Origin of the sequence: Tropicimonas isoalkanivorans (assembly GCF_900112335.1) — a bacterium.
Classification (GTDB): Bacteria; Pseudomonadota; Alphaproteobacteria; order Rhodobacterales; family Rhodobacteraceae; genus Tropicimonas; species Tropicimonas isoalkanivorans.
In genome coordinates this window covers 124,991-150,583 of sequence record NZ_FOLG01000001.1, presented here as the reverse complement: position 1 = coordinate 150,583, position 25,593 = coordinate 124,991, and the positions used below count along the sequence as shown (strand labels likewise).

Below are 25,593 nucleotides of genomic sequence, written 5' to 3'. Positions count from 1 at the left end.
CCAACAGGAGGACGACAATGAAGAAGACACTGACCGCAGCGACGCTGCTCTCCACAACGCTTCTCGCGCAGGGAGCGCTCGCCCAGGATGTCACGCTGACCATCGAAAGCTGGCGCAACGATGACCTGACCCTGTGGCAGGACCAGATCATCCCGGCGTTCGAAGCCAGTCACCCCGGGATCAAGATCAAGTTTTCGCCCTCCGCCCCGGCGGAGTACAACGCGGTGCTGAACTCCAAACTCGACGCCGGTTCGGCGGGCGACCTCATCACCTGCCGACCGTTCGACGCATCGCTCGCACTTTACGAGGGCGACAAGCTGGCTGACCTGTCGGACCTCGACGCGATGGACAGCTTCGCGGACGTCGCCAAGTCCGCCTGGCAGACCGACGACGGCTCGGCCACGTTCTGCGTGCCGATTGCCAGCGTCATTCACGGATTCATCTACAACAAGGACGCCTTCAACGAACTGGGGATCGAGCCGCCGAAGACCACGGACGAGTTTTATGCCGTGCTCGACAAGATCCAGGAGGATGGCAGCTATATTCCCATGGCGATGGGCACCAACGACCAGTGGGAAGCGGCCACGATGGGCTATCAGAACATCGGCCCGAACTACTGGAAGGGCGAGGAGGGGCGGCAGGCCCTGATCGCGGGCGAGCAGAAGCTGACCGACGAGCAGTGGGTTGCTCCGTTCCGTGAACTGGCCAAGTGGGCGCCATACCTCGGCAACGGGTACGAGGCGCAGACCTATCCGGACAGCCAGAACCTGTTCACGCTGGGACGGGCGGCGATCTATCCGGCCGGGTCCTGGGAGATCTCCGGATTCAACCAGCAGGCCGACTTCGAGATGGGCGCGTTCCCGCCGCCGGTTCCGGCAGAAGGCGACGAGTGCTATATCTCCGACCACACCGACATCGCGATGGGCATGAACGCCGCGACGGAACACCCGGAGGAGGCGAAGGCCTTCCTGGAGTGGGTCGGCTCGGAAGAGTTCGCGACGATCTATTCCAACGCGCTGCCCGGGTTTTTCTCGCTGGCGAGCTTCGACGTCGAGATGTCCGATCCGCTGGCACAGGAATTCGTGAGCTGGCGTCAGTCCTGCAACTCGACGATCCGCTCGACCTACCAGATCCTGTCGCGCGGCACTCCGAACCTGGAGAACGAGACCTGGGGCGCGTCCGCCGCCGCGATCAAGGGCACCTCGACCCCGGAAGAGCTGGCCCAGAAGCTGCAAGACGGTCTTTCGAGCTGGTACGACCCGCAGAAGTAACAGGCCTTCCCAATTTGCGCATAGTCCCGGACGGCCTCTGCCGTCCGGGAGACACGCGAGGACCGCCCAATGCAGAAATCCCGCATCCGCTGGCATATCGCCGTTTTCCTGGCGCCGGCCGTCCTGGTCTACACGGCGGTCATGATCTATCCGCTGTTCAACACCCTGCGGCTCGCGCTCTTCAACGAGGTCGACGATCAGCGCCTGTTTGTCGGGCTGGCCAATTTCCGGACGCTGTTCCTCGATCCCCTCTGGTCGGACGCATTCTGGAATGCGCTCGGCAACAACTTCTGGTTCTTCCTCATCCACATGCTGGTCCAGAACCCCATCGGCATCGCGCTGGCCGCGCTGCTCAGCCACCCGCGCCTGCGCTTCGCCGCGTTCTATCGAACGGCCATCTTCGTGCCGACCATCCTCTCCTTCGTCATCGTCGGATTTGCTTGGAAGCTGATCCTGTCGCCCATCTGGGGCATCGCGCCGTCGCTGCTGGACGCGGTGGGCCTGGGTGGTCTGTTCCAACCCTGGCTCGGCAAGGAGGAATACGCGCTGACGACGCTCGCGCTTGTCTCCGTCTGGCAGTTCGTGGGCATACCGATGATGCTGATCTATGCCGCGCTCCTGTCGATCCCCGAAGAACTACTGGAAGCGGGAGAAATCGACGGCATCACCGGAATGTCCGCCTTCTGGAAGATCAAGCTGCCGCTGATCCTGCCGTCCATCGGGATCATTTCCATCCTGACCTTCGTCGGCAATTTCAACGCCTTCGACCTGATCTATTCGGCGCAAGGCGCGTTGGCCGGCCCGGACTTCGCGACCGACATCCTCGGCACGTTCCTCTACCGGACATTCTTCGGCTTCCAGCTCCAGCTGGGCGATCCCTACATGGGCTCCGCCATCGCCAGCGCGATGTTCGCGATCATCCTGATCGGTGTCTGCATCTACCTCTTCGGCATCCAGACCCGGATGCGCCGCTACCAGCTCTGAGGTGCTTCGACCATGAACCAGGCCCGCAGAAACCCGCTCAACATGGCCGCGATGCACGGCGCGCTGATCCTCTACACCGTCATCGCCCTGTTCCCGGTCTTCGTGATCCTCATCAACAGTCTGAAGACGCGAAAGGGCATCTTCCGCGAACCCCTGAGCCTTCCGGATGCCGAAACCTTCAGCATGATCGGCTACCAGACGGTCCTGCGGCAGGGGGATTTCTTCCTCTACATCCAGAACTCCCTGATCGTCACCGTCGTGTCGCTGTTCCTGATCCTGCTGTTCGGCGCGATGGCCGCCTTCGCGCTGAGCGAGTACCGCTTCCGTGGCAATACCGTCATGGGGCTGTATCTGGCGCTTGGGATCATGATCCCCATCCGGATCGGCACCGTGGCCATCCTGGAGATGATGGTGCAGGCGGGGCTGGTGAACACTCTGTGGTCCCTGATCCTCGTCTACACAGCGCAGGGCCTGCCACTCGCGGTCTTCATCCTCAGCGAGTTCATGCGACAGGTCTCCGACGATCTGAAGAACGCCGGCCGCATCGACGGTTTGTCGGAATACACGATCTTCTTCCGGCTCGTCCTGCCGCTGGTGCGCCCGGCCATGGCCACGGTGGCGGTGTTCAACATGATCCCGATCTGGAACGATCTCTGGTTTCCGCTGATCCTCGCGCCGGCGGAGGAGACGAAGACGCTCACCCTCGGCTCCCAGGTGTTCATCGGCCAGTTCGTCACAGACTGGAACGCGGTTCTCTCGGCCCTGTCCATGGCGATCCTGCCGGTGTTGATCCTCTACGTGATCTTCTCGCGGCAGCTCATTCGGGGCATCACATCTGGAGCAGTGAAATGACGCGCGTTCTCGTCGCAGGACTCGGCAACATGGGGCGTTCCCATGCGCTGGCCCACCACAGCCTCGGCTCTGAGATCATAGGGCTGGTCAACCGGTCTGATGTCGCGCTGCCCGACGCGCTCTCCGAATATCCGCGGCTGGGAAGTTTCGAGGCCGGCTTGGCCGAAAATCCGGATCTTGTGGTCATCGCGACCTACTCAGACAGCCACGCCGACCTGGCGTGCGGGGCGATGGAGCAGGGGGCCCACGTCTTCGTCGAGAAGCCGTTGGCGACGACCGTAGCCGATGCCGAACGCGTGGTCGAAACGGCGAAGCGGACGGGTCGGAAGCTGGTGGTCGGGTATATTTTGCGCCACCACCCGTCCTGGCAACGGCTGATCGCCGAAGCGCGCGCGCTTGGTGGGCCGTACGTGTTCCGGCTGAACCTCAACCAGCAATCCACCGGTGCGGAGTGGGAAACCCACAAGGCATTGATGCAGACCACCTCGCCGATCGTGGACTGCGGTGTGCATTACGTCGACGTCATGTGCCAGATCACCGACGCCGCGCCTGTCCGCGTGAACGGCATGGGACTGCGGCTGTCGGACGAGATCGCGCCGGAGATGTACAACTACGGCCAGCTCCAGGTCACCTTCGCCGACGGCTCCATAGGCTGGTACGAGGCCGGCTGGGGGCCGATGATGTCGGAGACGGCCTTCTTCGTGAAGGACATCGTGAGCCCCAATGGTGCCGTCTCCATCGTGGATGCCGAGAAGGGCGCGTCCTCCGACATCGACGGCCACACGCGTGTGGGCGGTCTGCGGGTGCATACGCTTGAGGGCGACCGCCTGATCGACCTTGCCGACGAGCCCGGCCACCAGGCGCTCTGCGACGCAGAACAATCTTTCATGCTCCGCGCCATCGCCGAGGATATCGACCTGACGCGCCACATGGACGACGCCTTCCAGTCGCTTCGTATCTGTCTTGCCGCCGACGAAAGCATCCGCACCGGCCGCGCCATCGACCTCCGGGAGGACCCCAGATGACTGCCCTGACGCTCAGCCATGTGTACAAATCCTTCGGCAAGGTCGAAGTGCTTAAGGATATCAGCCTCGACGTCGACGTCGGCGAGTTCGTCGTCTTCGTCGGCCCCTCCGGGTGCGGCAAGTCCACCCTGCTGCGGGTCATTGCCGGGCTGGAGGACGCCACGTCCGGCGAGATACGCATCGCCGGCGACGTCGTGAACCGGACCCCGCCAGCAAAACGCGGCATCGCCATGGTGTTCCAGTCCTACGCGCTCTATCCGCACCTGACCGTGCGCGACAACATGGCGCTCGCGCTGAAGCAGGAACGGCAACCGAAGGACGTGATCGCCGACCGCGTCGCCGAAGCCGCGCGCATGCTCAATCTGGGTGACTACCTGGACCGCCGGCCGGCGGAGCTGTCCGGCGGGCAGCGCCAGCGGGTCGCCATTGGCCGGGCCATCGTGCGCCAGCCTAAGCTGTTCCTGTTCGACGAGCCGTTGTCGAACCTCGACGCCGCGCTTCGCATGAACACCCGGATCGAGATTGCGAACCTTCACAAGACGCTCGGCGCCACGATGATCTATGTCACCCACGACCAGACGGAGGCGATGACGCTGGCCGACAAGATCGTCGTGCTGCGCGACGGGCGGATTGAGCAGGTCGGCAGCCCGATGGATCTCTACAACAATCCCGCCAACCAGTTCGTCGCCGGGTTCCTTGGCGCGCCGTCGATGAATTTCCTTCCTGCTGACCGCGTTGGCCGCGACGGTGGCCGCACCTTCGGCATCCGTCCCGAACACCTGACGATCGACCCTGCCGGCCCTCTGTCGGGCGAGGTGACTCACGTGGAGAAACTGGGGGGCGACACCAACGCCATCGTCGATCTGGGGGGCGGGGAGGCTGTGACCCTGCGCTTGTTCGGCCAGCATCCCATCAGGGCCAACGAGCGGGTGACGCTGGGCTTCGACCCGGACCGCGCCTACTTCTTCGAGCCGGACGGGAGCCGATCCCGGGCGGCGTGATCCGCCACCGCCGCGTTTGGCCTGCGGGCCGCCTGCCCGCGGCTTGATCCGGCTGAAATTGTCTGCTTAATGGATGCCGCAACAGAATGGGCGCTGAGCGCGGTCCGCTTCGGGCAACCGCGGCGCTTCGGCCCCTTTCGTGTTTGACGTTGCCGCGAGTCTGCAGGGCCGACATGAGGAGCCCTGAGATGAAGACAATCATCGAACCCTTCCGCATCAAATCGGTCGAGCCGATCCGCATGACGACGCGCGAGGAGCGTCGGGAGCTGATCGAGAAGGCCCATTTCAACCTGTTCGGGTTGCACTCCGACGATGTGCTGATCGACCTTCTGACCGATTCCGGCACCGGCGCCATGAGTTCCGCCCAGTGGGCCGCCGTAATGCGCGGCGACGAGAGCTATGCCGGCTCGCCGTCGTTCTACAGGTTCGAAGCGGCCGTGAAGGACCTGATGCCCTTCACCCATGTCATTCCAACCCACCAAGGACGGGCCGCCGAGGCGATCCTGTTCTCCATGTTCGGCGGGCCGGGCCGGCATATCCCGAGCAACACGCACTTCGATACCACGCGCGGCAACATCGAAGCCTCCGGCGCCAGAGGCGACGATCTCGTGATTGCCGAAGGGCGCGACCCGGCCAGCGACCACCCGTTCAAGGGCAACATGGATCTGGACAGGCTTGAGGCCTACCTGGAGAACCACGGCGATGCCGTGCCTTGCGTGATGCTGACCATCACCAACAATGCGGGCGGGGGGCAGCCGGTCAGCCTCGACAACATCCGCGGCACGGCGGCGCTCGCGCGACGGTTCGGCAAGCCGTTCTTCATCGACGGGTGCCGGTTCGCGGAGAATGCCTGGTTCATCAAGCAACGCGAATCGGGGCAGGGCGACCGGTCCATCCCCGACATCGTCCGCGATTGCTTTGCCGAGGCCGACGGTATGACAATGAGTGCCAAGAAGGACGCCTTCGGCAACATCGGCGGCTGGTTGGCGCTGAACGACGACGCACTGGCCGAGCGAGCGCGGAACCACCTGATCCGCACGGAGGGGTTCCCCACGTACGGCGGCCTCGCCGGGCGCGATCTGGAGGCGCTGGCGCAAGGCCTGAGCGAGATCGTGGACGAGGACTACCTGCGGTACCGGGTCCGGACCATGAGCTACATCATCGAGCATCTCGACCGGCTCGGCGTGCCGGTGGTGAAGCCAGCGGGCGGGCACGCGGTCTTTGTCGATGCGCGGAGCTGGCTGCCGCAGATTCCGCCGCTCGAATACCCGGGGCAGGCGCTCGCGGTGGCACTCTACGAACTCGGCGGGATCCGGAGTTGTGAGATCGGGACGGTTATGTTCGGCATGCAGCCCGATGGCACAGAGCAGCCTGCGGCAATGGATCTGGTCCGGCTTGCCATCCCCCGGCGCACCTACACCCAGAGCCACATCGACTACGTTCTTGAAGTCTTCGAAGAAGTGGCCAGCATGAAGGACAGCCTGACGGGCTTCGGCATCACACGACAGCCGGAGTTGATGCGTCACTTCACATGTTGCTTCGAAGGTATTGAAAAGTAGCTTGGATCAGCGCCCCTCGGGCAAATCGAGGGGCGCTGTCTCGGCGTCTCCAAAAGATCGCCTTGCGCCGAGTCCGTGTCGCATCAGCATATTGATATAAAGCCCCGGTCCACTTGAATAAATTCTCCAACCGGCCTCCACGGGGATCGTCCCGCGCTTGACACGATCCCATTCCGCGCTGGCTTGGTACCGATCTGCGAAGGCCGCATCGCTGCTGCTGAAATACGCATTGCGCTGGCGCAGCGCTGCGTGCTCCAGCCGTTCCGTCACCAGGATCGGGTTGATGACCGCGAGCGCGTCCCAGAAACCGGCCGCGTCGTCCAACTCTGACAGCATCTCCGCGTAGCGCAGGTGGGCGTGGACGTACATCAGCCCGATCTCGCGCCCGAAGAAAGCCGCGGATTCCGCGCGCCGGAACAGCTTTTCGACCCCACCAGTGTAAGCCACAGGTTTGTCCATCAGCCGGACGCCGTCCGGGAAGGACAGGTGGTCGCGTAGTACGTTCAGGTGATGCTCCGTCTGTTCAGGTGTGACAAGCCCCGCCACCACGGCCTGCGTGATCGAGATCAGGGAGCAGGAGACCCCTGTCGTTTGATCCGCCGGGTGCAGCAGCACCTCCGGCGCCGCGTCCTCCGCGTCGAATACGGCGTAGCCTGCAACGGTGCCGTCAAGAACGAGGTGGCGATGAAAGTCCTCTCGCATTTGCGTGGCCAGGGTTTCGCACCGCTCTGCGGGTGTGCCGCGGCCGGCCTTCTCAAGAATCCTCTGGTAGCGGCGAAGTTGCTGGTAGAGCAGGGCGACGGTCCAGCTGCTTACCATCCAGTCCCGCTTCGCACGGTCGACCGGCTGGAGCGAGTCATTCCAGTCGCCGTGGCCGTATTGAATGAGTGCCGTGCCGGGCAGGAATCTGCTCTCCACCGCCGCCAGCAATCGCTCTAGATGGTCGACGACCGGGCTGCTTTGGTCCGAGGCCGCGAGTCCGCCCTCCCGGCGCCAGCCCACCGACGAGTCGAGAAACGCGAAATCGCCCGTTTCCTCCACGTAGTCGCAGACCGCCTTCAACGGCCAAATGATGACGTCGCCATGCGCCCCGCTGTCCCGGATGAAGGAATAGGGTTCGAGCATGAACCATTGCGGCCAGTCGCCCCGCACCTCGTCCTGCTGACTGAGGACCTCGATAAGGATGTCCCGGACCGTCTCGTCCTTTCGCAGCGACAGGAGCAGTTCGACCGGGCCCTGGCAGACGTCACGCGTTCCCCAAGCGGCCCCGGTGTATTGCTCCAGCCCGTGGGGCACCGCCGCGTGTACCCTGCCGTTGTGCACAAGCCATGGCAGGAGCGTTGTCATGGCCTCCGCGGTCTCGCCGCCGCCCCCGAATGCCAGCTCGGGCGTGACCGACTGCCAAAACGGTGCCGTCTCCTCGCGAATGGCTTCGTCTCCGACGCCGCGGGAATACCGCTCGGCCAACGCGTCCGCCTCCTCCCTGGAGGTCAGCGAGCCGACGATGGACAGGCAGAAATCCGTCGTGGCATGCGATCGGACGGCGATAAATTCGCCCGCGCGGTCGACTGGGGCGTCCTGAAGCAGCTCGTCAGAGCCTATGGCGTCGATGCTGTCGGGCGTGCTGCTAACAAGGTGAAAGGCGGCCTGTGGGTAATGCGTGTGCCAGATCTGCCCTTCGGCGGGGCGGAAGGTGGCCCGCAGGCTCTCGGTGTCGATCTCCACTGGCGCGGCCTGCATCAGTTCGCGCTCCCCCATGACGAGGTGGCCAAAGGCAAGAAACCTGCACGCCGGCCCGTCGACGGACACCCGAACCTGCGCCGCGGCCTCGCCGGCGACCGTCGTGGACACCGTGATCGTCCGGTCCGCGAGCTGGTAGATCCATCGACAGTCTTGCAGGCCCATTTCAAAAAGTGTCGGGGTGGTCAGGTGGCGCCAGCCGTCGCCAAGGTCCACCAAGATCCGAAGGCCGGTCGACCGCACGATGTTGTAGGGATCCCGCGCCACAGAGAATAGCTTGTGGAGCGACGTGTTTCCGAGCGTCAGTTGGGCACCGAAAACGCCATGCATCCAGCAGGTTAGAGAAAGTACATCATCCGTCGGCAGCCAGCTTTCCCCGCTGAGGAGGATCGTTCCGTGTCTCCGGGCCACCCTACGGTCCTTGGCCGCGGCGACCACGTGGCGGTTCCCGACCGCGGCGGGAACGAAAAACGAGAGGAGCTCTTCCCCATCGCGTTCTTCATGGGTCCGTTCCGGGTAGCGGTCTGCGATGTCCGCATCGCTCATCGGCAGAACCTCGAGCGGCTGGGCATCTTCCACCACGCTCCGGGCGATCGGATTCAGCGCAACGTGTCGTGGCTCAAAAGCCTGACTCGCCAGGCGCACGTCCTCCAGAGAGGTCATATCCGCTTCCCCCGACGCGGCCGGGTGATCCGGGGAATACGAGCCGAAGAATGTCCGCGACACCGTTTGGCCGGGTGCAATCTCGCACGGAAGGGACTGAAGCGCGGCAACCGCGCACTCGCCTTGAAGCCGTTCCGAGCGCAGATTTGCGCCATAGGGCAGGTCGAACCCAGCGCGGTCCCGGTGATGCGGGCCGAGGATCTGTCGGAAATCGGTGGCAAAGCCGGCAACCCCGTCGAGGCATCCGTGCGCGACCCATGGGTGCGCGTCTCCCTGGGCTAGGTTCTGGCGCATTAGGATCACTGGCCCGGCTGCGGGGAGCGGTGCAACGTGGTGGTCGAGGTACTGGCAGGCATAGGCCTCGTTGTTGGCTAGGAATCCGCGATCGCCAAGCCCAATGTCTTGCATAAATACGGTGTCGCAATGCGCTGGTATGTCCTCATTATTCGTCAATTCGATGCGCCAAAACCAGAGCGGTTTGGCCGGATGGAGAGACAGTGTCACCCGGTGCGCAACGCCGCCGGTTGCGCCCTGCCAGACGATGCGGTCACGGTCGCCACCGAGCATTCCACGGGCACCCGAACCCGCAATGATGCCTATTGCCGGATTGGGATCGCCGACTCGCAGCACCAGGCGGCCCAGTCCGCCGCCAATGCGCGAACCGAGCACCTGATTGATCATGATCCGCCGACCGTCCGTCGTGTGCTCGAGGGCAAAAATCGCGCCGTTCGGAAGCACGCTGACCTCGATCCCGGCCTCATTGCGTATCCGGATCAAGTCCAGATCTGCTTCCGTTGCGGTGCGCAGTGTCTCGGTCGTGTCGCGTGTCATTGGTGCAAACCTCTGGCAGTCGGAGCACCCGCCGCACCCGGCCCGAAAGGCCAGTGGTGCGTCTGCGGGAGCTAAGCGTTCTGGTGCGGACCGATCATGACACGCATGTGTCTTCCGCCCGGTCCGAGTCGGTCAGACCTGACCCGATCGGGCGCTCGGGGTCAAACGCATATCCGCCAGCCGGTCAGGAACTCGCCGACCGGGCATAAGGCTGCCTGCGCGCCTAGGCAAATGGCAGACCGATAGAGCCTCAGGGGGTTTGAACGACCTTCGTCAGGGTTGCCGTGCGAGATGCGTCTTCGATTTTAGCAAGAATGGCAGCAGAAACCGTGCGGATACCGTGATCCCGGCCCGCTCCAGTTTGCGGCGCGTCGCAGGCAACCTCGATGTCGCCAGCGTCAGCCTTGGTGTGCACATGATTGAGGCCCCGGCCAATCACATTCACGCGCCATCTGGTGGCCGGGTAGCGCGCACGAAGCCAGAATAGGTTCTGCGCACCCGGTGACAGCATCGTACGACTGCCAGGAACCGTCTCCGTTGCCGCGTGGCGCGCTACTGGATCGAGATCGTGTATGTCCGGATGGATGCAGGGCACCAGAACCAGTCGCAGAGCGTCGAGCGTATCCCGGACGGTCCTGCGCGGGCACCTGTAAGAACCATAGTGCAGCCCGTGACCGTCCGAGACCGCGCCCAGAAGATCGGCCGCAACGGAGACGATGCCATCCGAGGCGAGCCAGTCACCCGCCCGCCAGCCGCCTGAAACGATCATGGTTGGGGCGTCGGCCGCGCACGGCGTGCTGATCAGGAGCGCATAGCCGAAGCGGCCTCGCGGGCTCAGGTGGGGCAGTCGGATCGGGCGTGCGAGATCGGAATGCCGGCGGGCCAGGTTATGGACCGCGGTAATAATTTCATCCTGATTGTAGTACATTACACGGCGGTTCTCACGCCGAGCCCGATCGGGCTCGTCCCGTCGTGAAACCGGTTGCCGAGGTTTACGAGGTCCAGGCGGTCTCGCGGGTCGGTGAAGATGTCGAGGAACGTGAGGCGCCGTTGCGCCGTGCGGCGGGACCGCAGCGCCTCGACGACGGGCTCCTCCGCGAGAACCACGGTTGCCACGCCATGAAGGTCCGGCAACACGATGGCTCCTGGCCCCATATCCGTACCGCTTTCCGACAGGAAGTCCTGCAGGTCGGAAATATCGGACGCATAAACCTTCACCCGTCTCGTCATTTTGTGTCTCCCTGCAGATTTCCTGAAATCGGAGCGGAGCGCCCCTGCCGTTCAAGATGGTGCCAAGTGCGTGAGTCCTCCGTGAAGGCGAGAAGGTGCCAGAGCTGCCGAGCCGCTACATTCGCCCGACGCGCCGAGGTTGGGGGAGGCGCGCACGTCCCTTGCCCGTTTTTGCAATGGTCCGTTCGCCTGCGTATCCCGAGTGGCTTTCGTCGTCCTCGGCCTGATCGGACAAGATCTCATTGCCGGAACGGGTCGTGTTGCCGCTGAGCCGGCGCAGCGCGATCAGCCGCGTGGCCTGTGGCGCGGCGAAGCTGGTGCCGCGCATCGGAACGACGGACCCATCGGCCGCGCCAGCGGCGAGGATGCCGAAGTGGGCGTAGCCGTCATCCGTGGGGAAGGCGGCAGTGGGCGCGCTCCGGCCGTCATCGGAGAGCGGCACGCCGGTGCCGGTGGACGAATAGGGCGCTTCCCTGCCATCGGAGCGCCTATAGCCCCCTGCGCAGACGACGAGCGCGCTGGAGGCGGTGGCGTTGATGGTCCCGTGTCGCCGGACACACGGGTTGGCCTCGGGATCGAAGACGGGGTCTTGCGGTCCACGCGCTTCGGAACCCCTTGCGACCGTATCGTTGCCGAGCTCCGAGGCCCAAGTGTCGAGCGGTCGGCCCCCGGAGTCGAACCTGCGATAGAACGGGCTGTCGAGATAGGACCGCCGGCCGGCGGTGCTTGCGGGCAAGATGGATTGGTCGGTCTGGATATTGAGGTCCACCTCCACCGGGCTGTCGCTCACGTTGCGCAGTCGGATCTTCCAGGCGCCGGACGGCGCACAGGCGCCATGACCACCCGGCCGACTTGTGGGGGCCACGCACAGGAGGAGCCGGTAAAGCTGCGTGTTACCTTCGCGGTCGGCCGGCAGCATCCTGCAATAGATCGCCGCGAACCTGCCAAGCTCGGATCGGGCATTCACCGGGATCGGCCGGGGGCAGGGCGCCGCGCCAGGGGGACTGAGGTCGATCTCGATAGGCGCATGGGGCGAGCTAGCCTCGCTCGGGGCTTCGAAAAGGATCTCGACGTAGTTGGAAGACTGGTCTTCCGGCTGTATGCGCCAGTCGATCTCCGCCACCGCCCCGGGGCCGTCCACTCCCGGCTCGAGATTGGCGACGGCGTACATCCGCTCCAAGTTGTCGTTTCCCGCCGGCATCACGATGTCCAAAGGCGCGCGGCTGTCGTCCCGGAGACCGATGAGCTGCGACAGGGCGCTCGCAAAGACGCCGCGACTGTCCTTCACGCCTGCTTGGCGGCCGAAGGACAGGTTGATGATCGTCGGGTAGCCGATGGGGCCGTCCGTCGGCTCTGGGTGGTTCTTCACCCAGATTGCGTCGCTCAAATCGACGATCCGGCGTAGCGCATGGACCATGTAGTAGTCGAGAAACTCACCCGACGCGCCAAATGCGGCGCGGGGCGGCAGGTTGACGGCGATGACGCAGGTTTTGCCAATATCCGCCGCGGCCGAACGCTCGCAGCCCGCCGCAACGTCCAGAACGTGTGCGCCATGCGCCGAGCGGCCGGCCAACGCCCGACGTCCGAAGCGGGTGGTCATATCCACCGTTCCCGTCCGCAGATCGAAGGCCAACTGGTCGATCCGCCCGTCCGAACCCGTTTTGCACTCTCGCAGATGCCGGTCGATGTCGGCCTGGTAGAGCTCATTGCCGAAGGGCAGATAGTCCGGCCCGGTCGGTTGCCCCATCTGCCACGCGGCGGCAATCCGCGAGTTGCCCGACGCATCGCGCAACCGGGAATGGCCCAGTGGAATGTCGGCGTCGATCACGCCGACGATCACCGAGCCGTCCGGCAGGTCGGGCAGGGTGGAGAGCGGGGGGAGCCAATCGCCTTGTGCCTTCAAGTGATGCTCAAATTTCGATCTCCAAGTCATTGGCATTTCCGGCGCTGTCAGGTCATCCCCCAGCCGGAGGCGGGGTTTAGGCGCCGTGCCATGGTCCGGCAATTCGGGGTCGATAGCGCGGAGCGGGACGACGTCCCGCATCAGGCCGTGGGGCTTCGCATGGCCGTCCAGCGCTTCCATCCTGTGCCACCAATCTGCGTAAGGCGATGCTTCAGGGTCCTCCAAAGGGGCCCAATCCGACCATGGTACCATGGCTCACCACTCCTCCTTGGCGGCCTGAACGAGGGCGGCGATCACGGGGATCGGGTCGGTCGCCGTCGTTTCATCGGTCGAGGATGGATGGCCCTGCAACTCCGAGAAGCTTTCGGCCAGCCAGTGCAAATCGAAGTCGGCGGTTGCTTTGAGCTTGCACGACCCTTCGCTGTCGCCCCCGTACCCGCGTTGTCGGACGGCCTCGCCGCTCGCCGCAGCCAGGACGATCTCGCCGATCGTGCACCCCAGAACCGCTCCCGCAGCCGAGTCCACAGGGTAATGCACGCCGGCGACGGTCCGGTTTACGGCGATCCGGTGCGCGACCAGGTAGGCCATGTGCGCCTCCGCTGGGCCGGTTTCGCCGGTTTGAAGATGATGGAGGACGGTGGCGACGGCGAAGGCTTCCGTGGCATGACCGGACGGAAAGCTGGAGTGATCCGGGGTTTGGATGATCGGCTGCACCTTGTCGCTCCGCTCCGCGGGGCGGGCGGCCCAACAGAAGTGCTTCACTTGCATTTCCAGGGCGATGGCAACGGATTGGGTTAGCGTCAGAAGTTCCAATGTCGATTTGCGGCATGTGTCGTTGAGGTGCGTCAATGCGCCGAAAAAGGGGATGATTGTCGCCGTCTGTGCAACGATTTCGGGAATACGGTCCACGCGGAGGTCGGCGTAATTGCGCAGGAAGAGCATCTGTTTCTCGAAGTCAGCCTCGTCCGGCCTCCGAATTTCGCACACATCGGCGCCGCCAACGCGGAGCGTGGCGCGGCCATCTCCGTCACTACGAACCGACAGCCCGCCGAGCATCTGGCCAAGCAGCACCTCCGCCCGGCGCCCGGCAGAGAGGTACCCGAGATCGTCGCCAACGCCGCTGCGCGGGGGCGTGGCGAGAGCTGCGTCGTCGTTCCAGTAGCCGGCGAGGGCGTCGTGGGAGGTCATCAACGCGGAGGCGAGCAGCGGCGACGCCGCTCCGGCCGCACCCCCGAAGCCGCCTCCAAACCCTCCACCGAAACCACCACCGAACCCGCCGCCGAAACCGCCACCAAATCCGCCGCCGAACCCTCCGCCGGCTGCCAGTCCATGTGCCATTGCAAATCCCTCTCCCTTCTATGAAATGTTAACACTTTGGCCCATATCGCCCGTTGCACAAAGCGCTTTGCGGGTGATTCACGCTGGGTTCACGGGACGGCGCGAATTGATTAACCTTGGCAAAGGCACGCTGACTGCGCACGGTCGATCGGATTTGCAATGACCACGGAACCGGAACTGACGATCCATCTGAACGGCCGTTTCCGCATCGACACCCGGACGGGCGCGGAGGTCACGCCCGTCGGCCGAAAGGCCCAAGGTCTACTTGCCTTGTTGGCCACGGAGCCGAACTTCACCCGCACCAGAACCTGGCTTCAGGACAAGCTGTGGGATGGGGATTCCAAGTCCAGCCAGGCCAATCTGCGGCAAACCCTTCGGACGATCCGCAGGTCCTCGGACAGCCTCGATGCGGTGATCGTCTCCGATCGCGTGAACATCGGCTTGGACTCCAGCCGCGTTGTGGTGCGCGATGCCGAGGAGTCGGACGCGGACTTTCTCGAAGGCCTGGACGTGGACAGCCCGGAGTTCAACGACTGGCTGACGACGATGCGGAGTCGGCGTCAGCGCCCCGCACACGAAACCGGTGCCCTCCCGATCTCCGCCCCGCGGGCCGCCGCCCGGTCCCTGCAACGCGCACAGCGTCAGATCGTTCTGACGCTCGTGAGCCCGGCGCGCTCTCCACTCGGCATGGTGGAAAAGCAGTTCTGCGACCATCTGGCGAAGTCCCTCCGGGAAACCTTCGACATCGACGCGCATCTCGCGGCGCCTCTCACGGCCGAACCGGGCCTGCTGATCGCAGAGGTGGAGGCGTTCGGCTCCGGCGACGAGATCGGTCTACGCGTGTCGATCAACGAAAGCGGCACGCAACGGACCGTATGGACTGATAGCGTGATCGCTCCGCAACCGGCGTCCCAGGCCGTAATCGGAATTGCGCACATGGCGCTGAGCCATCGGGCGGTGGTTGCTGTCATGGGAATGATGAGCCGACCGGCGCGCAATCGCCGCCACGATCTCGACGCGGACGCGCTTGCCAGCACTGCCCTGCGGAAGATGTTCACGATGCGGCGCAGGGACCTCGACGAGGCCAGGATGCTTTTCCTGAAGGCCCGCGAGATCGAGGCGCGTGGCCTGTTCGACGCCTGGCTGGCGCAGCTCGAAGTGATCCGCTACGTCGAATTCTGCGACCGCGACAAGGAAGAGACGGCGGAGGCGGTCCGGCAATTGTGTGCGGACGCCCTGGCGGGGGAGCCGACGAATTCCAACGTCCTCTGCTCCGTGGCGAATGCGCGGCTGGCGCTGGAGAACGATGGAAATGCCAGCCGGGAGCTGTCCAAGATCGCGGTGACGGCCAATCCTTCGAACCCGCTAGCCTGGTGGGCATGGTCCACTGCGCTTCTCTATACCGGCGAGACGAAAACGGCGTATTCTGCGGCGAAGACGGCGCAGATGCTGTCGCACAATGCGTCCTTCCGCTTCTGGTCGGAGTTCCAACTCGCTCTGGCCGCCGCCGTTACAGGCAGGATGGGAGAGGCGACCGCACACCTCGAGACATCCCGGTCGCTCAATCCGGAATTCCGTCCGCCGCTGCGGTATCTCATCGGCCTCTATTCTCTGGCCCGGGACGAAGTGGCGACCCGTCGTTCCATCGACCTGCTCCGCAAGGTCGAACCCGACTTCACCGTGCGCCGCCTTGTCGACGACGGGAAATATCCCGTTTCGATGATGCGTACGGCTGGCCTTGTCGATACCGACTTCCTGCGTGGCCTCGATTGAGGCGGCTCCGCATCACGCTGCACTAACGCTAGGCCTGATTGAGTGCTCTTTGCGATCGCAGGGAGACTGGAATGCCATCACTGGAAAATCAGACGCTGGCTTTGCTGGCGGAATCGATTGCCCTCGACCAGGGGGAATCGAAAGCGACGGGAGACGCCTGGCTGGAGGAACGGCTGGGCCTGGAGATTCTGGCCAGCGCTATCAGCGAAGGGCCGATCGAGGGGCTGGTCAGGGCCGCCCAACCGAATGTCGATCCGAAGAGCCTCGGACGGCAGGTGAGCGGCAGGATCGAGGGCGCGTTGATTGAGCATTTCCGGAAGCAGCGGGGCGGTATCAGCACGTCCGAAGACTTCTTGAACATCCCGAAGGAGGAGGTCTGCTCCACTGTCGCGGCGTTCCTGACAATCGGTCTCGGAATGGGACCGCGTGCAGCCTGTCCCGCCGGCGCATTAATTTTGCGGCGTATGGAGGAGCCGGGCCTCTGGGAGGTTCGGTCGCAATTTCTCGGGGTGGATTGAATGGGTTGTGACCTTGCAGCCAACTCACGCAGTGCTCACGCGTCCAAGACTAAGGTCTGATTATTCGCAGCATACGCACATAAGTACGAGTTCAAACGGTTTTAGAAGCGATTGCATAAAGTGTATTGAGTTCCGGTCCCGGCCACACCCTCCGCGGTGGTCGGGACCATTCTATTTTTACCGCGGTCTCCGACTTTCCGAACAATGCGGTAGTACGGCAAGGGCAGACGTACGTCTGCAAACCGGTGTTGCGGTAAGCACGACCCCCACCTTAGACGCTCTGTTGGTATTAAACGCGCGCCGTGGACCTCAAAGGAATGCCGCGGCGCGCCAATTGATCCGTTATTCAGTTGTGGCCGCGCCCAAGGTGCCGCCCACAACTGCGCCAGCGGGTCCGGCCACGACCGCGCCGCCGATGCCACCGGTCGCGGCCCGTTCGGTCGCGGTATCACCGCACGCCGAAAGACCGAGGATCGCAATTCCCATCACCGCCGTAAGAAAACGCATCTGATACTCCTGTTTCTAAAAGCCATTTATCTTGGGTGACTACGCACGAACTGGGGGTTCGGTTCCCTGCCAAGTGTTGCAAATGGCTATCAAGTCGCCTGTTCGCGAGGCGTTTCGGAGGGTCGAACTCCGATCTCTGCGGAAAGGCCCGCTTGAGGTATGCTTGGCCCGAACAACTCACTTAGGACGACGGATCGGAGGGGCTGAAGAATGAAACCCGGGGTCGCGATCTGGACGAGGGTGGCGCAGCTAAGGTTTGGTTTGAGCCGGCGTGGGGACTTCCTGCGGGCGCCGCTGAGGGGGATACTGGTACTGGCGCTTGCCTGGCAACTGGCCTCCTGCGCGGTGGGTGCCGTCGGCTACACGAAGACGGTTTCAAGGGCACAAACGGACACCGGCGGCACCTTTCTGGCGCGTCGGGCCGACGCGCTCGGAAACCCTCATGACGGGCGGTCCGGCATTCGCCTCGTATCCGACGGTCCGGAAGCCCTGGCCCTGCGGCTGGTGCTTACGGAGAAGGCGCAGCGCTCGATAGATGCGCAGTACTATCTGCTGCATAACGATTCCTCCGGGCACCTCTTCGCCTGGAACCTTCTGCAGGCCGCGGACCGGGGCGTGCGCGTTCGCCTGCTGCTGGATGACATGGACGTCGCCGGCTACGACGCGATGACCGCCGCGCTGGACCGTCATCCCAACATCGAGATCCGTCTATACAACCCTTTCCGGAGGGGATTGGGAAAGAACGTCGCGGCGCTCTTGGACTTCGACCGGGTCAACCGGCGGATGCACAACAAGTCCATGACGTTCGACAACGTGGTGACGATCGTCGGGGGGCGGAACATCGGGGACGAGTATTTCGCGGCCCGCGAGGACAGCAACTACAACGATTTCGACGTGCTCGGCGCCGGCCCACTCGCGCAGGAGGTCTCGCGGACGTTCGATGCCTACTGGAACAGCGAATATGCCGTCCCGGCACAGATCGCCGTCGGCAAGCGGGGCGACGCGCTGACACTGGACGAAGCCCGCGCCCAGCTTGCCCGGTTGGCTGCCGAGGCGCGCCAGACGCCCTATGGCGACGCCCTGAGCCACGCCATCCGCGACGGGGTATCGAAGCGCGACCTCGACCTTGCGTGGGTGCCCGCGAAACTGATCGCCGACCCCGCAGACAAGGCGACCGGGGAGGCAAACCCGGAGGAATTCGTCGCTGCGCAGATGTTGCCCTATCTGAACGCGGCGACGTCGGATCTCTACGTGTCCTCGGCCTATTTCGTGCCGCGCAAGCGTGGCGTGACGCTCCTCTCCGGGATCAGCGAACGCGGGGTGGACGTGACGGTCCTGACGAACTCGCTGGATTCGACCGACGTGGTTCCCGTCTATGGTCACTACGCGCGATCCCGCGAAGCGATGCTGGACGCGGGGATCGCCCTGTGGGAGTTGCGCCCGGACAGCGCCCGCATGGATCGGGAGAGCCTCGGCCTCGGCCTGTCGCAATCGTCTCTCCATACCAAGGCCTTCGCGATAGACCGTCACTATCTCTTTGTGGGGTCCTTCAATTGGGATCCGCGGTCGGTCTGGATCAACAACGAAATGGGTGTGCTGATCGAGTCGGACCAGCTGGCGACGCAGGCAGTCGAGGCGTTCCGGAACAACATCCGCGCCAATGCCTACGAGGTGCGCCTGGACCCCGAGGGCGGACTCGACTGGATTTCTCGCCGCGAGGATGGGACCGTCGTCCTGCACAAGCAGGAACCGGCGAGGTCGTCATGGCGTGTCTTCATGAGCCGTGTCTATGGCGTTCTGCCGATTGGCAGCCAGCTCTAGGCGTGCCCCCTTGGCTTCACCGGTTGCGGCAGGCGGCCGCCCGTTTATCGTGGCCGCACCGAAACTTGCAGGATTGCTCTCATGACGTCCGTCCGCGTACGGCTGCTGGTCCTGGCGCTTGCCCCGCTCGTCCTGCTGATGCCGGCCCTGTTGCTGATTGCGATGACGCGCTGGACGGCGGATTACGACCGGCTTCTGATTGCGAACGTCGAGAGCGATCTGCGGATTGCGGAGCAATATCTGTCCCGCCTCATGGCCGGGACCGGGGAGGACCTGCAGGGGATCGCGGAGTCGGCACAGTTGGCCGTGGTCCTGGGCGCAGAGAAGCCGGCACGGGCGGCGTTCCTGGACCGGAAAAGAGAGGTTCTCGGGTTCGACTTTCTTTATTTCCTGCCCGTGACTCAGGCGGAACCGGCGGCGCAACGCTGGCCCGTGATTGCGTCCGGCCTTGCGGGGCGGGCGGAAACCAGCATCGACCTCTTCCAACCGGAGGATCTGGAGGCGGTCTCGACCGAGTTGGCGGAGCGTGCCCGGATTCCCTTGATCGACACCGAGGCCGCCGTGCCGACCACGCGGACGGAGGAGGAACGGGGAATGGTCGTTCACGCGGCCGCGCCCGTGAGGTTCGGGGGGCAGCCAGGGGTGCTGGTCGGTGGCATCCTGTTGAACCGGAACCTCGATTTCATCGATACGATCAATGCGCTGGTTTATCTCAACGCCGTCACGGGCGGCGAGCGGCAGGGGACGGCCACGCTCTTCCTCGATGACGTGCGCGTTTCCACCAACGTGCGGCTGTTTGAAGACGTTCGCGCCCTTGGAACGCGGGTGTCCGCTGCCGTGCGGGGCGCGGTGTTGGACGAGGGCCGCACATGGCTCGACCGCGCCTTCGTCGTGAACGACTGGTACATTTCGGGATACCTGCCTTTGACCGACAGTTTCGGGGAGCGCGTGGGCATGCTCTATGTCGGGTTCCTCGAAGCGCCGTTCACCGCCGCCAAACGCGCCGCGCTGCTCTGGATGATGCTGGCCTTCGCCGCCGTTCTGGTGCTATTCGTGCCGATCTTCCTGCGGATGGCAGAGGGCATCTTTGCGCCGTTGGAGCGCATGACTGAAACGATGCGCCGCGTGGGCGACGGAGACCTCTCCGCCCGCAACAACCATGCCGGTGCGAAGGATGAGATCGGGCAGGTGGCCGCCCACCTCGACGACCTGCTGGACCAGGTGCAGGACCGCGATCGCAGGCTGCGAGCCTGGGCGGACGAACTGAACCAGCGGGTGGACCAGAGGACGGCCGAACTGAGGGAGGCCAACGAGAAGCTCGAGGCGACGTTCCGGCAACTGGTCATGAGCGAAAAGCTGGCCTCCATCGGCGAAATCACCGCAGGTGTGGCGCACGAAATCAACAATCCTGTAGCGGTTATACAGGGCAATCTTGATGTCATTTATGAAGTTCTTGGACCGAACACGCAGCCGATAGACACTGAGCTTGCGCTGATCGACCGGCAGGTCGCGCGGATTCAGGCCATCGTGGGAAAGTTGCTGAAGTTCGCGCGCCCCGGCGACTATTCCGGCAGCGAGGAGAGTGTCGAGTTGTGCGGGGTCGTGGACGAGTGCCTCGTGCTCGTGAGCCACGTCGTTGCGCAGGGCAAGGCCGTGGTACGAAAGGCGTTCGCACCGGTCCCGGATGTACGGGTCGACCCGGGGGAGATGCAGCAGGTGGTGGTGAACCTGATCGTCAACGCCGTGCAGGCGATGGGGCCGGGGGGGACACTCGATCTGGCGCTGTTGCCCGAAACTCGGGACGGGCGTGATGGGGCCTGCCTGGTGGTTGCCGATACCGGGCCGGGTATACCGGAGGACCGGCTGGCGTCGGTCTTTGATCCCTTCTTCACGACCAAGCAGGCCGAGGGCACCGGCTTGGGCCTCTCGATCTCGCAGACGCTGATCCAGCGGGCAGGCGGGCTGATTACCGTCCGCAATCGGCCAGAGGGCGGCGCGGAGTTCCGGGTCTGGCTGCCCGCGGCGGAGGCTCGGCAGGACGATATCGGCGCGTAAGCAGATCGTTTTTCAGGCGACTTCCGGCGATGCCGTCACCCGAACCGCCGCGAACTTGAACTCCGGGATCTTGCCGAAGGGGTCCAGCGCCGGGTTGGTGAGGATGTTTGCCGCCGCCTCCACATAGGCAAAGGGCAGGAACACCATGTCCGGTGCAACGGCCCGATCTGTGCGCGCCATCACGTCCACTGTCCCGCGGCGGGTTTCCAGGCGGACCATCCCCCCGGGCTCCACGCCGAGTTTGCGCAGCGTCGAGGGGTGCAGGGAACAGTTCGCCTGCGGCTCCATCGCGTCCAGCACCTTGGACCGCCGCGTCATCGACCCCGTGTGCCAATGCTCGAGCTGTCGCCCCGTGGTCAGGATCATGGGATAGTCGTCGTCCGGCAGTTCGTCGGGTGGAACGATATCGGCCGGCGCGAACCGGGCCCGGCCCTCCGGTCGGGGAAATCCATCGCCAAAGACGACCGCCTGTCCCGGGTCCGTCTCGGACAGGCAGGGGTAGGTGATCGCGCCTTCCTTCTCCAGACGATCCCAGGTGATGTTGTCCAGCGAGCGCATGCCCTGCTTCATCTCGGCAAACACCTGGCTGGGGTGGTCGTACGCCCAATCCAGCCCGAGGCGACGGGCCAGCGCGACGGTGATCTTCCAGTCCGGCCGGGCGTCGCCGGGTGGCGATACCGCCGCGCGGCCCATCTGCACCTGCCGGTTGGTGTTGGTGACGGTGCCGTCCTTTTCGTAGAAGGCCGCGGCGGGCAGGATCACGTCGGCGAAATTGGCGGTTTCGGTCAGGAAGATGTCCTGCACAACAAGGTGGTCCAGTTTCGCCAAAGCTGCCCGTGCGTGAGTGACGTCCGGGTCCGACATGGCCGGGTTCTCGCCCAGGATGTACATGCCGCGAATGCGCCCGGCGTGGACGCCGTCCAGGATCTCCGTCACCGTCAGGCCAGCGGCGTCACTGAACCCCGCCGACTCCCAGATGCCGGAAAATCGCTGACGCGCGGCGGCGTCCGTGACGGACTGGTAGTCGGGCAGGAACATCGGAATGAGGCCTGCATCCGACGCCCCCTGCACGTTGTTCTGGCCACGAAGAGGATGCAGGCCCGTGCCCGACCTGCCCACATTCCCCGTCATCAGCGCGAGGTTGATCAGGCAGCGCGAATTGTCCGTGCCGTGGACGTGCTGGCTGATCCCCATGCCCCAGAAGATCATGCCCGCACGCGCGGTGGCAAAGTCGCGGGCGACCTCGCGGATCGTTCCGGCCGGGATACCGCAGAGCGGCTCCATCGCTTCCGGCGAGAACCCGGCCAAATGCTGCTTCTCGGCGTCCCAGTTTTCGGTGAAGCGGTCGATGTAGCCTTGGTCGTAAAGGCCTTCCTCCACGATCACCGACATGATCGCGTTCAACAGGGCCACGTCCGCACCGGGCCGGAACTGGAGCATGTGGGTTGCGTGACGCTTGAGCGCCTGGCCGCGCGGGTCCATCACGATCAACCTGCCACCCCGCTTCGCGAACTGCTTGAAGTACGTCGCGGCAACCGGGTGGTTCTCCGCCGGGTTCGCTCCGATGACGATCGCCGCATCGGCATGTTCGATCTCGTTGAAGGTCGCCGTGACGGCGCCAGAGCCGACGTTTTCCATCAGTGCCGCCACGGAGGATGCATGGCAGAGCCGGGTGCAATGGTCGACGTTGTTGTGGCCGAAGCCCTGCCGGATGAGCTTCTGGAAGAGATACGCCTCCTCGTTTGTGCACTTGGCGCTGCCGAAGCCCGCGACCGCCTCTCCGCCGTGCGCCTCCCGCAGGCGCGCAAGTCCGCCTGCCGCGGCGTCCAGCGCCTCTTCCCAGCTTGCCGCGCGGAAGTGGGTAAACGGGTTAGCCGGGTCGACGTCCAGCGCCTTGGGCGCATCGTCCAAACGAATGAGCGGCCGTGTTAGGCGGTGAGGGTGATGGATGTAGTCATACCCAAAGCGCCCCTTGACGCAGAGCCGCCCTTCGTTGGCGGGCCCATCGATCCCGTCGACCTGTTTGACCCTTCCGTCCTTGATCTTGAGCGCGACCTGGCAGCCGACACCGCAGAAGGGGCAGACGGACGCGACCTCCCGGTCGACGTCCTTGCTGTTGCCGCGTTGCGCCTCGTCCATGGCGCTCGTCGGCATCAGTGCGCCGGTCGGGCAGGCTTGCACGCATTCGCCGCAGGCGACGCAGGTGCTTTCGCCCATCGGGTCGTCGAAATCGAAGACCGGATAGGCCCCGTGTCCGCGACCCGCCATGCCGATGACGTCGTTGACCTGCACTTCCCGGCATGCCCGCACGCAGAGCCCGCATTGGATGCAAGCGTCGAGGTTCACCCGCATGGCGACATGGCTGTCGTCCAACAGCGGAACGGCCTCCCGCTCCAGCGGCGGGAACCGGCTGGTCGTCACGCCCGCCGCCTCCGCCGTGTCCCGAAAATGGGAGCCCGCGTCGTGGGCGTCGTCGTCGTCGGGTTGGTCGGCAAGCAGCAGCTCCATGACCAGCGCGCGGGACTTGCGCGCCCGTGCGCTGTCCGTCGTGACCTTCATGCCCTCGGAGGGGCGTCGCCAGCAGGATGCGGCCAGTCCGCGTTCCCCCTCGATCTCGACCATGCAGGCGCGGCAGTTGCCATCGGGGCGGTAGCTCGTCCGGTCCCCATGGCAGAGATAGGGCAGGGTCTTGCCCTCGCGTTTGGCCACGTCCCAGATGGTTTCGCCCTCGAAGGCGGTGACGGTCTCGCCGTCCATCCGGAAGGTCGTCGTCGCGGGTCCTGTTCCGTCCGCCATCTCAGACCTCATCCGCAAAATGTTTCAGAACCAGCCGGATCGGGTTCGGCGCGGCCTGGCCGAGCCCGCAGATGGAGGCATCCTCCATCACCAGGCACAGATCCTCCAGAAGCCCGCGGTCCCAGGTGTCGTGCTGCATCAGCTTCACCGCCTTTTCACAGCCGACGCGGCACGGCGTGCACTGGCCGCAGCTTTCCGCCTCGAAGAACTTCAGCATGTTCAAGGCGGCGTCGCGCGCGCTGTCCTTGTCGGAAAGGATCACGACCGCGGCGGACCCGATTAGCGTGCCTTGCGCCGTGAGCGTCTCGAAGTCGAGCGGCACGTAGTCCAGGTTCGCCGGCAACAGCCCGGAGGAGGGGCCGCCGGGCTGGAACGCCTTCAACGTATGCCCCTCGGCCATGCCCCCCGCGGCGTCGATCACGTCCAGGATGGTGGAGCCAGAGGGAAGCACGTAGACGCCCGGTTTCGCCACGCGGCCCGAGACCGAGTAGCTCCGCAGGCCCGAACGCGCGTTGCGGCTGACCTCGGAGGTAATCTCCGGTCCCTCGCGGCAGATGCGGGCCACGAAGTGCAGGGTTTCAACGTTGTGCACCAGCGTCGGGCGCCCAAACACCCCCCTCTGCGCCACATAAGGCGGGCGCAGGCGCGGTATTCCTCGTTTTCCCTCGATCGACTCGATCATCGCGGATTCCTCACCGCAGATATACGCGCCTGCACCCCGCCGCAGGTCGATATATCCAGGCGCCACGAGCCCCGCGCGCTCCAGTTCCGCGATCTCCCGCCGGAGGATTTCCAAAACGGCGGCGTATTCATCCCGGATATAGACGAAGCAGGTCTCCGCCTCGACGGCCCACGCAGCGATCAGCATCCCCTCGAGCATCATGTGCGGGGTGCGCTCCAGGTGATACCGATCCTTGAAGGTGCCCGGCTCGCCCTCGTCTCCATTCACGGCGAGGTACCTCGGGCCTTCAGCGTCGCGTACGAACCCCCACTTTTTGCCGGACGGGAAGCCGGCTCCGCCCATGCCGCGCAATCCCGCGTCCATCAGCATATCCTGCACCGCCTGCCAGTCGCCAGTCGCGCGGAGGGCTTCCAGTTTCTCGTATCCGCCGCCGGCGCGATAGGTCGCGAAGGTCTCGTAGTCCGGCATCTCGGGGTGGTAATCGCCGGAGCCTATAACCCGATTCACCGCGTTCTCCGTCGCGTGCGGCACGTGGCGATGCCCGACCTCAACCACCGGCGCGGTTTCGCACCGGCCCATGCATGGCGCCCGCAGGACGCGGACCTGCGCCGGATCGTGGCCCGCTAACAGCGCCTGATAGAGCGCCTCCGATCCCGCAAGCTCGCAGGAGAGCGAGTTGCAGACCCGGATCGTCAGGTCCGGCGGCGGAGCCTCGCCTTCGCGCACCGGGTCGAAATGGGCGTAGAAGGTGGCGACTTCCCAGACCTCAGCCATGGAGAGATCCATCTCCGCAGCGAGCGCGCGGAGGTGGCGGGCTGACAAGTGGCCATAGGTGTCCTGAACGAGGTGAAGGAACTCGATCAACAGGTCGCGCCGGCGCGGTTGCTGGCCGAGCAGCGCGCAAATCTCCTCCAGCGCGGCATCCTCGACCTGCCGTCCCTTCGGCGTCGTTCGCCCGCGCCCGCCGGTGCGCCCAGACGACCATACGCCCCTACGCTCATCACGTCCCATTGAGTTCCTCCCCGGACCTCTCCCGAGCCCACA

The 25,593-nt window shown here is 64.6% G+C and carries 18 protein-coding genes; 10 read left to right on the top strand and 8 right to left on the bottom strand.

Features of this window, described 5'->3' with window-relative positions; genetic code table 11:
* The first annotated feature begins 17 nt into the window (after positions 1-17).
* From BM075_RS00700 to BM075_RS00675, 6 genes are all read left to right on the top strand, one after another.
* On the top strand, positions 18-1,271 hold the full coding sequence (locus BM075_RS00700; RefSeq protein ID WP_093358487.1) for an ABC transporter substrate-binding protein: 1,254 nt from the start codon (positions 18-20) through the stop codon (positions 1,269-1,271).
* A gap of 69 nt (positions 1,272-1,340) precedes the next feature.
* Positions 1,341-2,255, top strand: a complete 915-nt coding sequence (locus tag BM075_RS00695; protein ID WP_093358485.1) for a carbohydrate ABC transporter permease — start codon at positions 1,341-1,343, stop codon at positions 2,253-2,255.
* Between the two features lie 12 nt (positions 2,256-2,267).
* The gene (locus BM075_RS00690; RefSeq protein WP_093358483.1) at positions 2,268-3,107 is read left to right on the top strand and encodes a carbohydrate ABC transporter permease; all 840 of its coding nucleotides are present in this window, start codon (positions 2,268-2,270) and stop codon (positions 3,105-3,107) included.
* Positions 3,104-4,132, top strand: coding sequence for a Gfo/Idh/MocA family protein (locus tag BM075_RS00685; RefSeq protein WP_093358481.1), 1,029 nt, complete (start codon positions 3,104-3,106; stop codon positions 4,130-4,132). Before BM075_RS00690 ends, BM075_RS00685 begins: the two co-directional genes overlap by 4 nt.
* Positions 4,129-5,133 (top strand): ABC transporter ATP-binding protein, encoded by a 1,005-nt coding sequence (locus BM075_RS00680; RefSeq protein ID WP_093358479.1) that lies wholly within the window; start codon positions 4,129-4,131, stop codon positions 5,131-5,133. The genes BM075_RS00685 and BM075_RS00680 overlap by 4 nt, the downstream gene beginning before the upstream one ends.
* A gap of 188 nt (positions 5,134-5,321) precedes the next feature.
* Positions 5,322-6,692 carry a tryptophanase gene (locus BM075_RS00675; protein ID WP_093358477.1) on the top strand — a complete coding sequence of 457 codons (1,371 nt, stop codon included), beginning with the start codon at positions 5,322-5,324 and terminating at the stop codon, positions 6,690-6,692.
* A 6-nt stretch (positions 6,693-6,698) separates the two neighbouring features.
* Here the strand turns inward: BM075_RS00675 and BM075_RS00670 are convergent, their stop codons facing one another.
* The 5 genes from BM075_RS00670 to BM075_RS00650 all read right to left on the bottom strand — a co-directional run bounded on the left by BM075_RS00670 (position 6,699) and on the right by BM075_RS00650 (position 14,397).
* Positions 6,699-9,926 carry a GH36-type glycosyl hydrolase domain-containing protein gene (locus BM075_RS00670; protein ID WP_093358474.1) on the bottom strand — a complete coding sequence of 1,076 codons (3,228 nt, stop codon included), beginning with the start codon at positions 9,924-9,926 and terminating at the stop codon, positions 6,699-6,701.
* A gap of 250 nt (positions 9,927-10,176) precedes the next feature.
* On the bottom strand, positions 10,177-10,854 hold the full coding sequence (locus BM075_RS00665) for a M14 family metallopeptidase (protein ID WP_093358472.1): 678 nt from the start codon (positions 10,852-10,854) through the stop codon (positions 10,177-10,179).
* The gene (locus BM075_RS00660; protein WP_093358470.1) at positions 10,854-11,156 is read right to left on the bottom strand and encodes a hypothetical protein; all 303 of its coding nucleotides are present in this window, start codon (positions 11,154-11,156) and stop codon (positions 10,854-10,856) included. Before BM075_RS00660 ends, BM075_RS00665 begins: the two co-directional genes overlap by 1 nt.
* A gap of 115 nt (positions 11,157-11,271) precedes the next feature.
* Positions 11,272-13,239 carry a S8/S53 family peptidase gene (locus tag BM075_RS00655; RefSeq protein ID WP_093358467.1) on the bottom strand — a complete coding sequence of 656 codons (1,968 nt, stop codon included), beginning with the start codon at positions 13,237-13,239 and terminating at the stop codon, positions 11,272-11,274.
* A gap of 75 nt (positions 13,240-13,314) precedes the next feature.
* Positions 13,315-14,397 carry a phosphatase PAP2 family protein gene (locus BM075_RS00650; protein ID WP_093358465.1) on the bottom strand — a complete coding sequence of 361 codons (1,083 nt, stop codon included), beginning with the start codon at positions 14,395-14,397 and terminating at the stop codon, positions 13,315-13,317.
* Between the two features lie 159 nt (positions 14,398-14,556).
* Here BM075_RS00650 and BM075_RS00645 point away from each other — a divergent pair, with 159 nt between their 5' ends.
* Both BM075_RS00645 and BM075_RS00640 read left to right on the top strand, forming a co-directional pair.
* Positions 14,557-16,170, top strand: a complete 1,614-nt coding sequence (locus BM075_RS00645) for a hypothetical protein (protein ID WP_093358462.1) — start codon at positions 14,557-14,559, stop codon at positions 16,168-16,170.
* 71 nt (positions 16,171-16,241) lie between these two features.
* Complete coding sequence (locus BM075_RS00640; RefSeq protein WP_093358460.1) at positions 16,242-16,688, top strand: hypothetical protein; 447 nt, start codon at positions 16,242-16,244, stop codon at positions 16,686-16,688.
* 342 nt (positions 16,689-17,030) lie between these two features.
* Here BM075_RS00640 and BM075_RS24310 read toward each other — a convergent pair whose 3' ends face one another.
* A complete protein-coding gene (locus BM075_RS24310) occupies positions 17,031-17,195 on the bottom strand; it encodes a hypothetical protein (RefSeq protein ID WP_093358457.1) in 165 nt (54 codons plus the stop codon).
* 210 nt (positions 17,196-17,405) lie between these two features.
* Here BM075_RS24310 and BM075_RS00630 point away from each other — a divergent pair, with 210 nt between their 5' ends.
* Together BM075_RS00630 and BM075_RS00625 are read left to right on the top strand one after the other, a co-directional pair.
* Positions 17,406-19,016 carry a phospholipase D family protein gene (locus tag BM075_RS00630; protein ID WP_093358454.1) on the top strand — a complete coding sequence of 537 codons (1,611 nt, stop codon included), beginning with the start codon at positions 17,406-17,408 and terminating at the stop codon, positions 19,014-19,016.
* An 81-nt stretch (positions 19,017-19,097) separates the two neighbouring features.
* On the top strand, positions 19,098-21,071 hold the full coding sequence (locus BM075_RS00625) for a sensor histidine kinase (protein ID WP_093358452.1): 1,974 nt from the start codon (positions 19,098-19,100) through the stop codon (positions 21,069-21,071).
* Positions 21,072-21,083: 12 nt separating this feature from the next.
* Here the strand turns inward: BM075_RS00625 and fdhF are convergent, their stop codons facing one another.
* Together fdhF and BM075_RS00615 are read right to left on the bottom strand one after the other, a co-directional pair.
* Positions 21,084-23,867 (bottom strand): formate dehydrogenase subunit alpha, encoded by a 2,784-nt coding sequence (gene fdhF, locus BM075_RS00620; RefSeq protein ID WP_093358450.1) that lies wholly within the window; start codon positions 23,865-23,867, stop codon positions 21,084-21,086.
* Position 23,868: 1 nt separating this feature from the next.
* Positions 23,869-25,560, bottom strand: a complete 1,692-nt coding sequence (locus BM075_RS00615; RefSeq protein WP_093358448.1) for an NAD(P)H-dependent oxidoreductase subunit E — start codon at positions 25,558-25,560, stop codon at positions 23,869-23,871.
* Between the last annotated feature and the right edge of the window lie 33 nt (positions 25,561-25,593).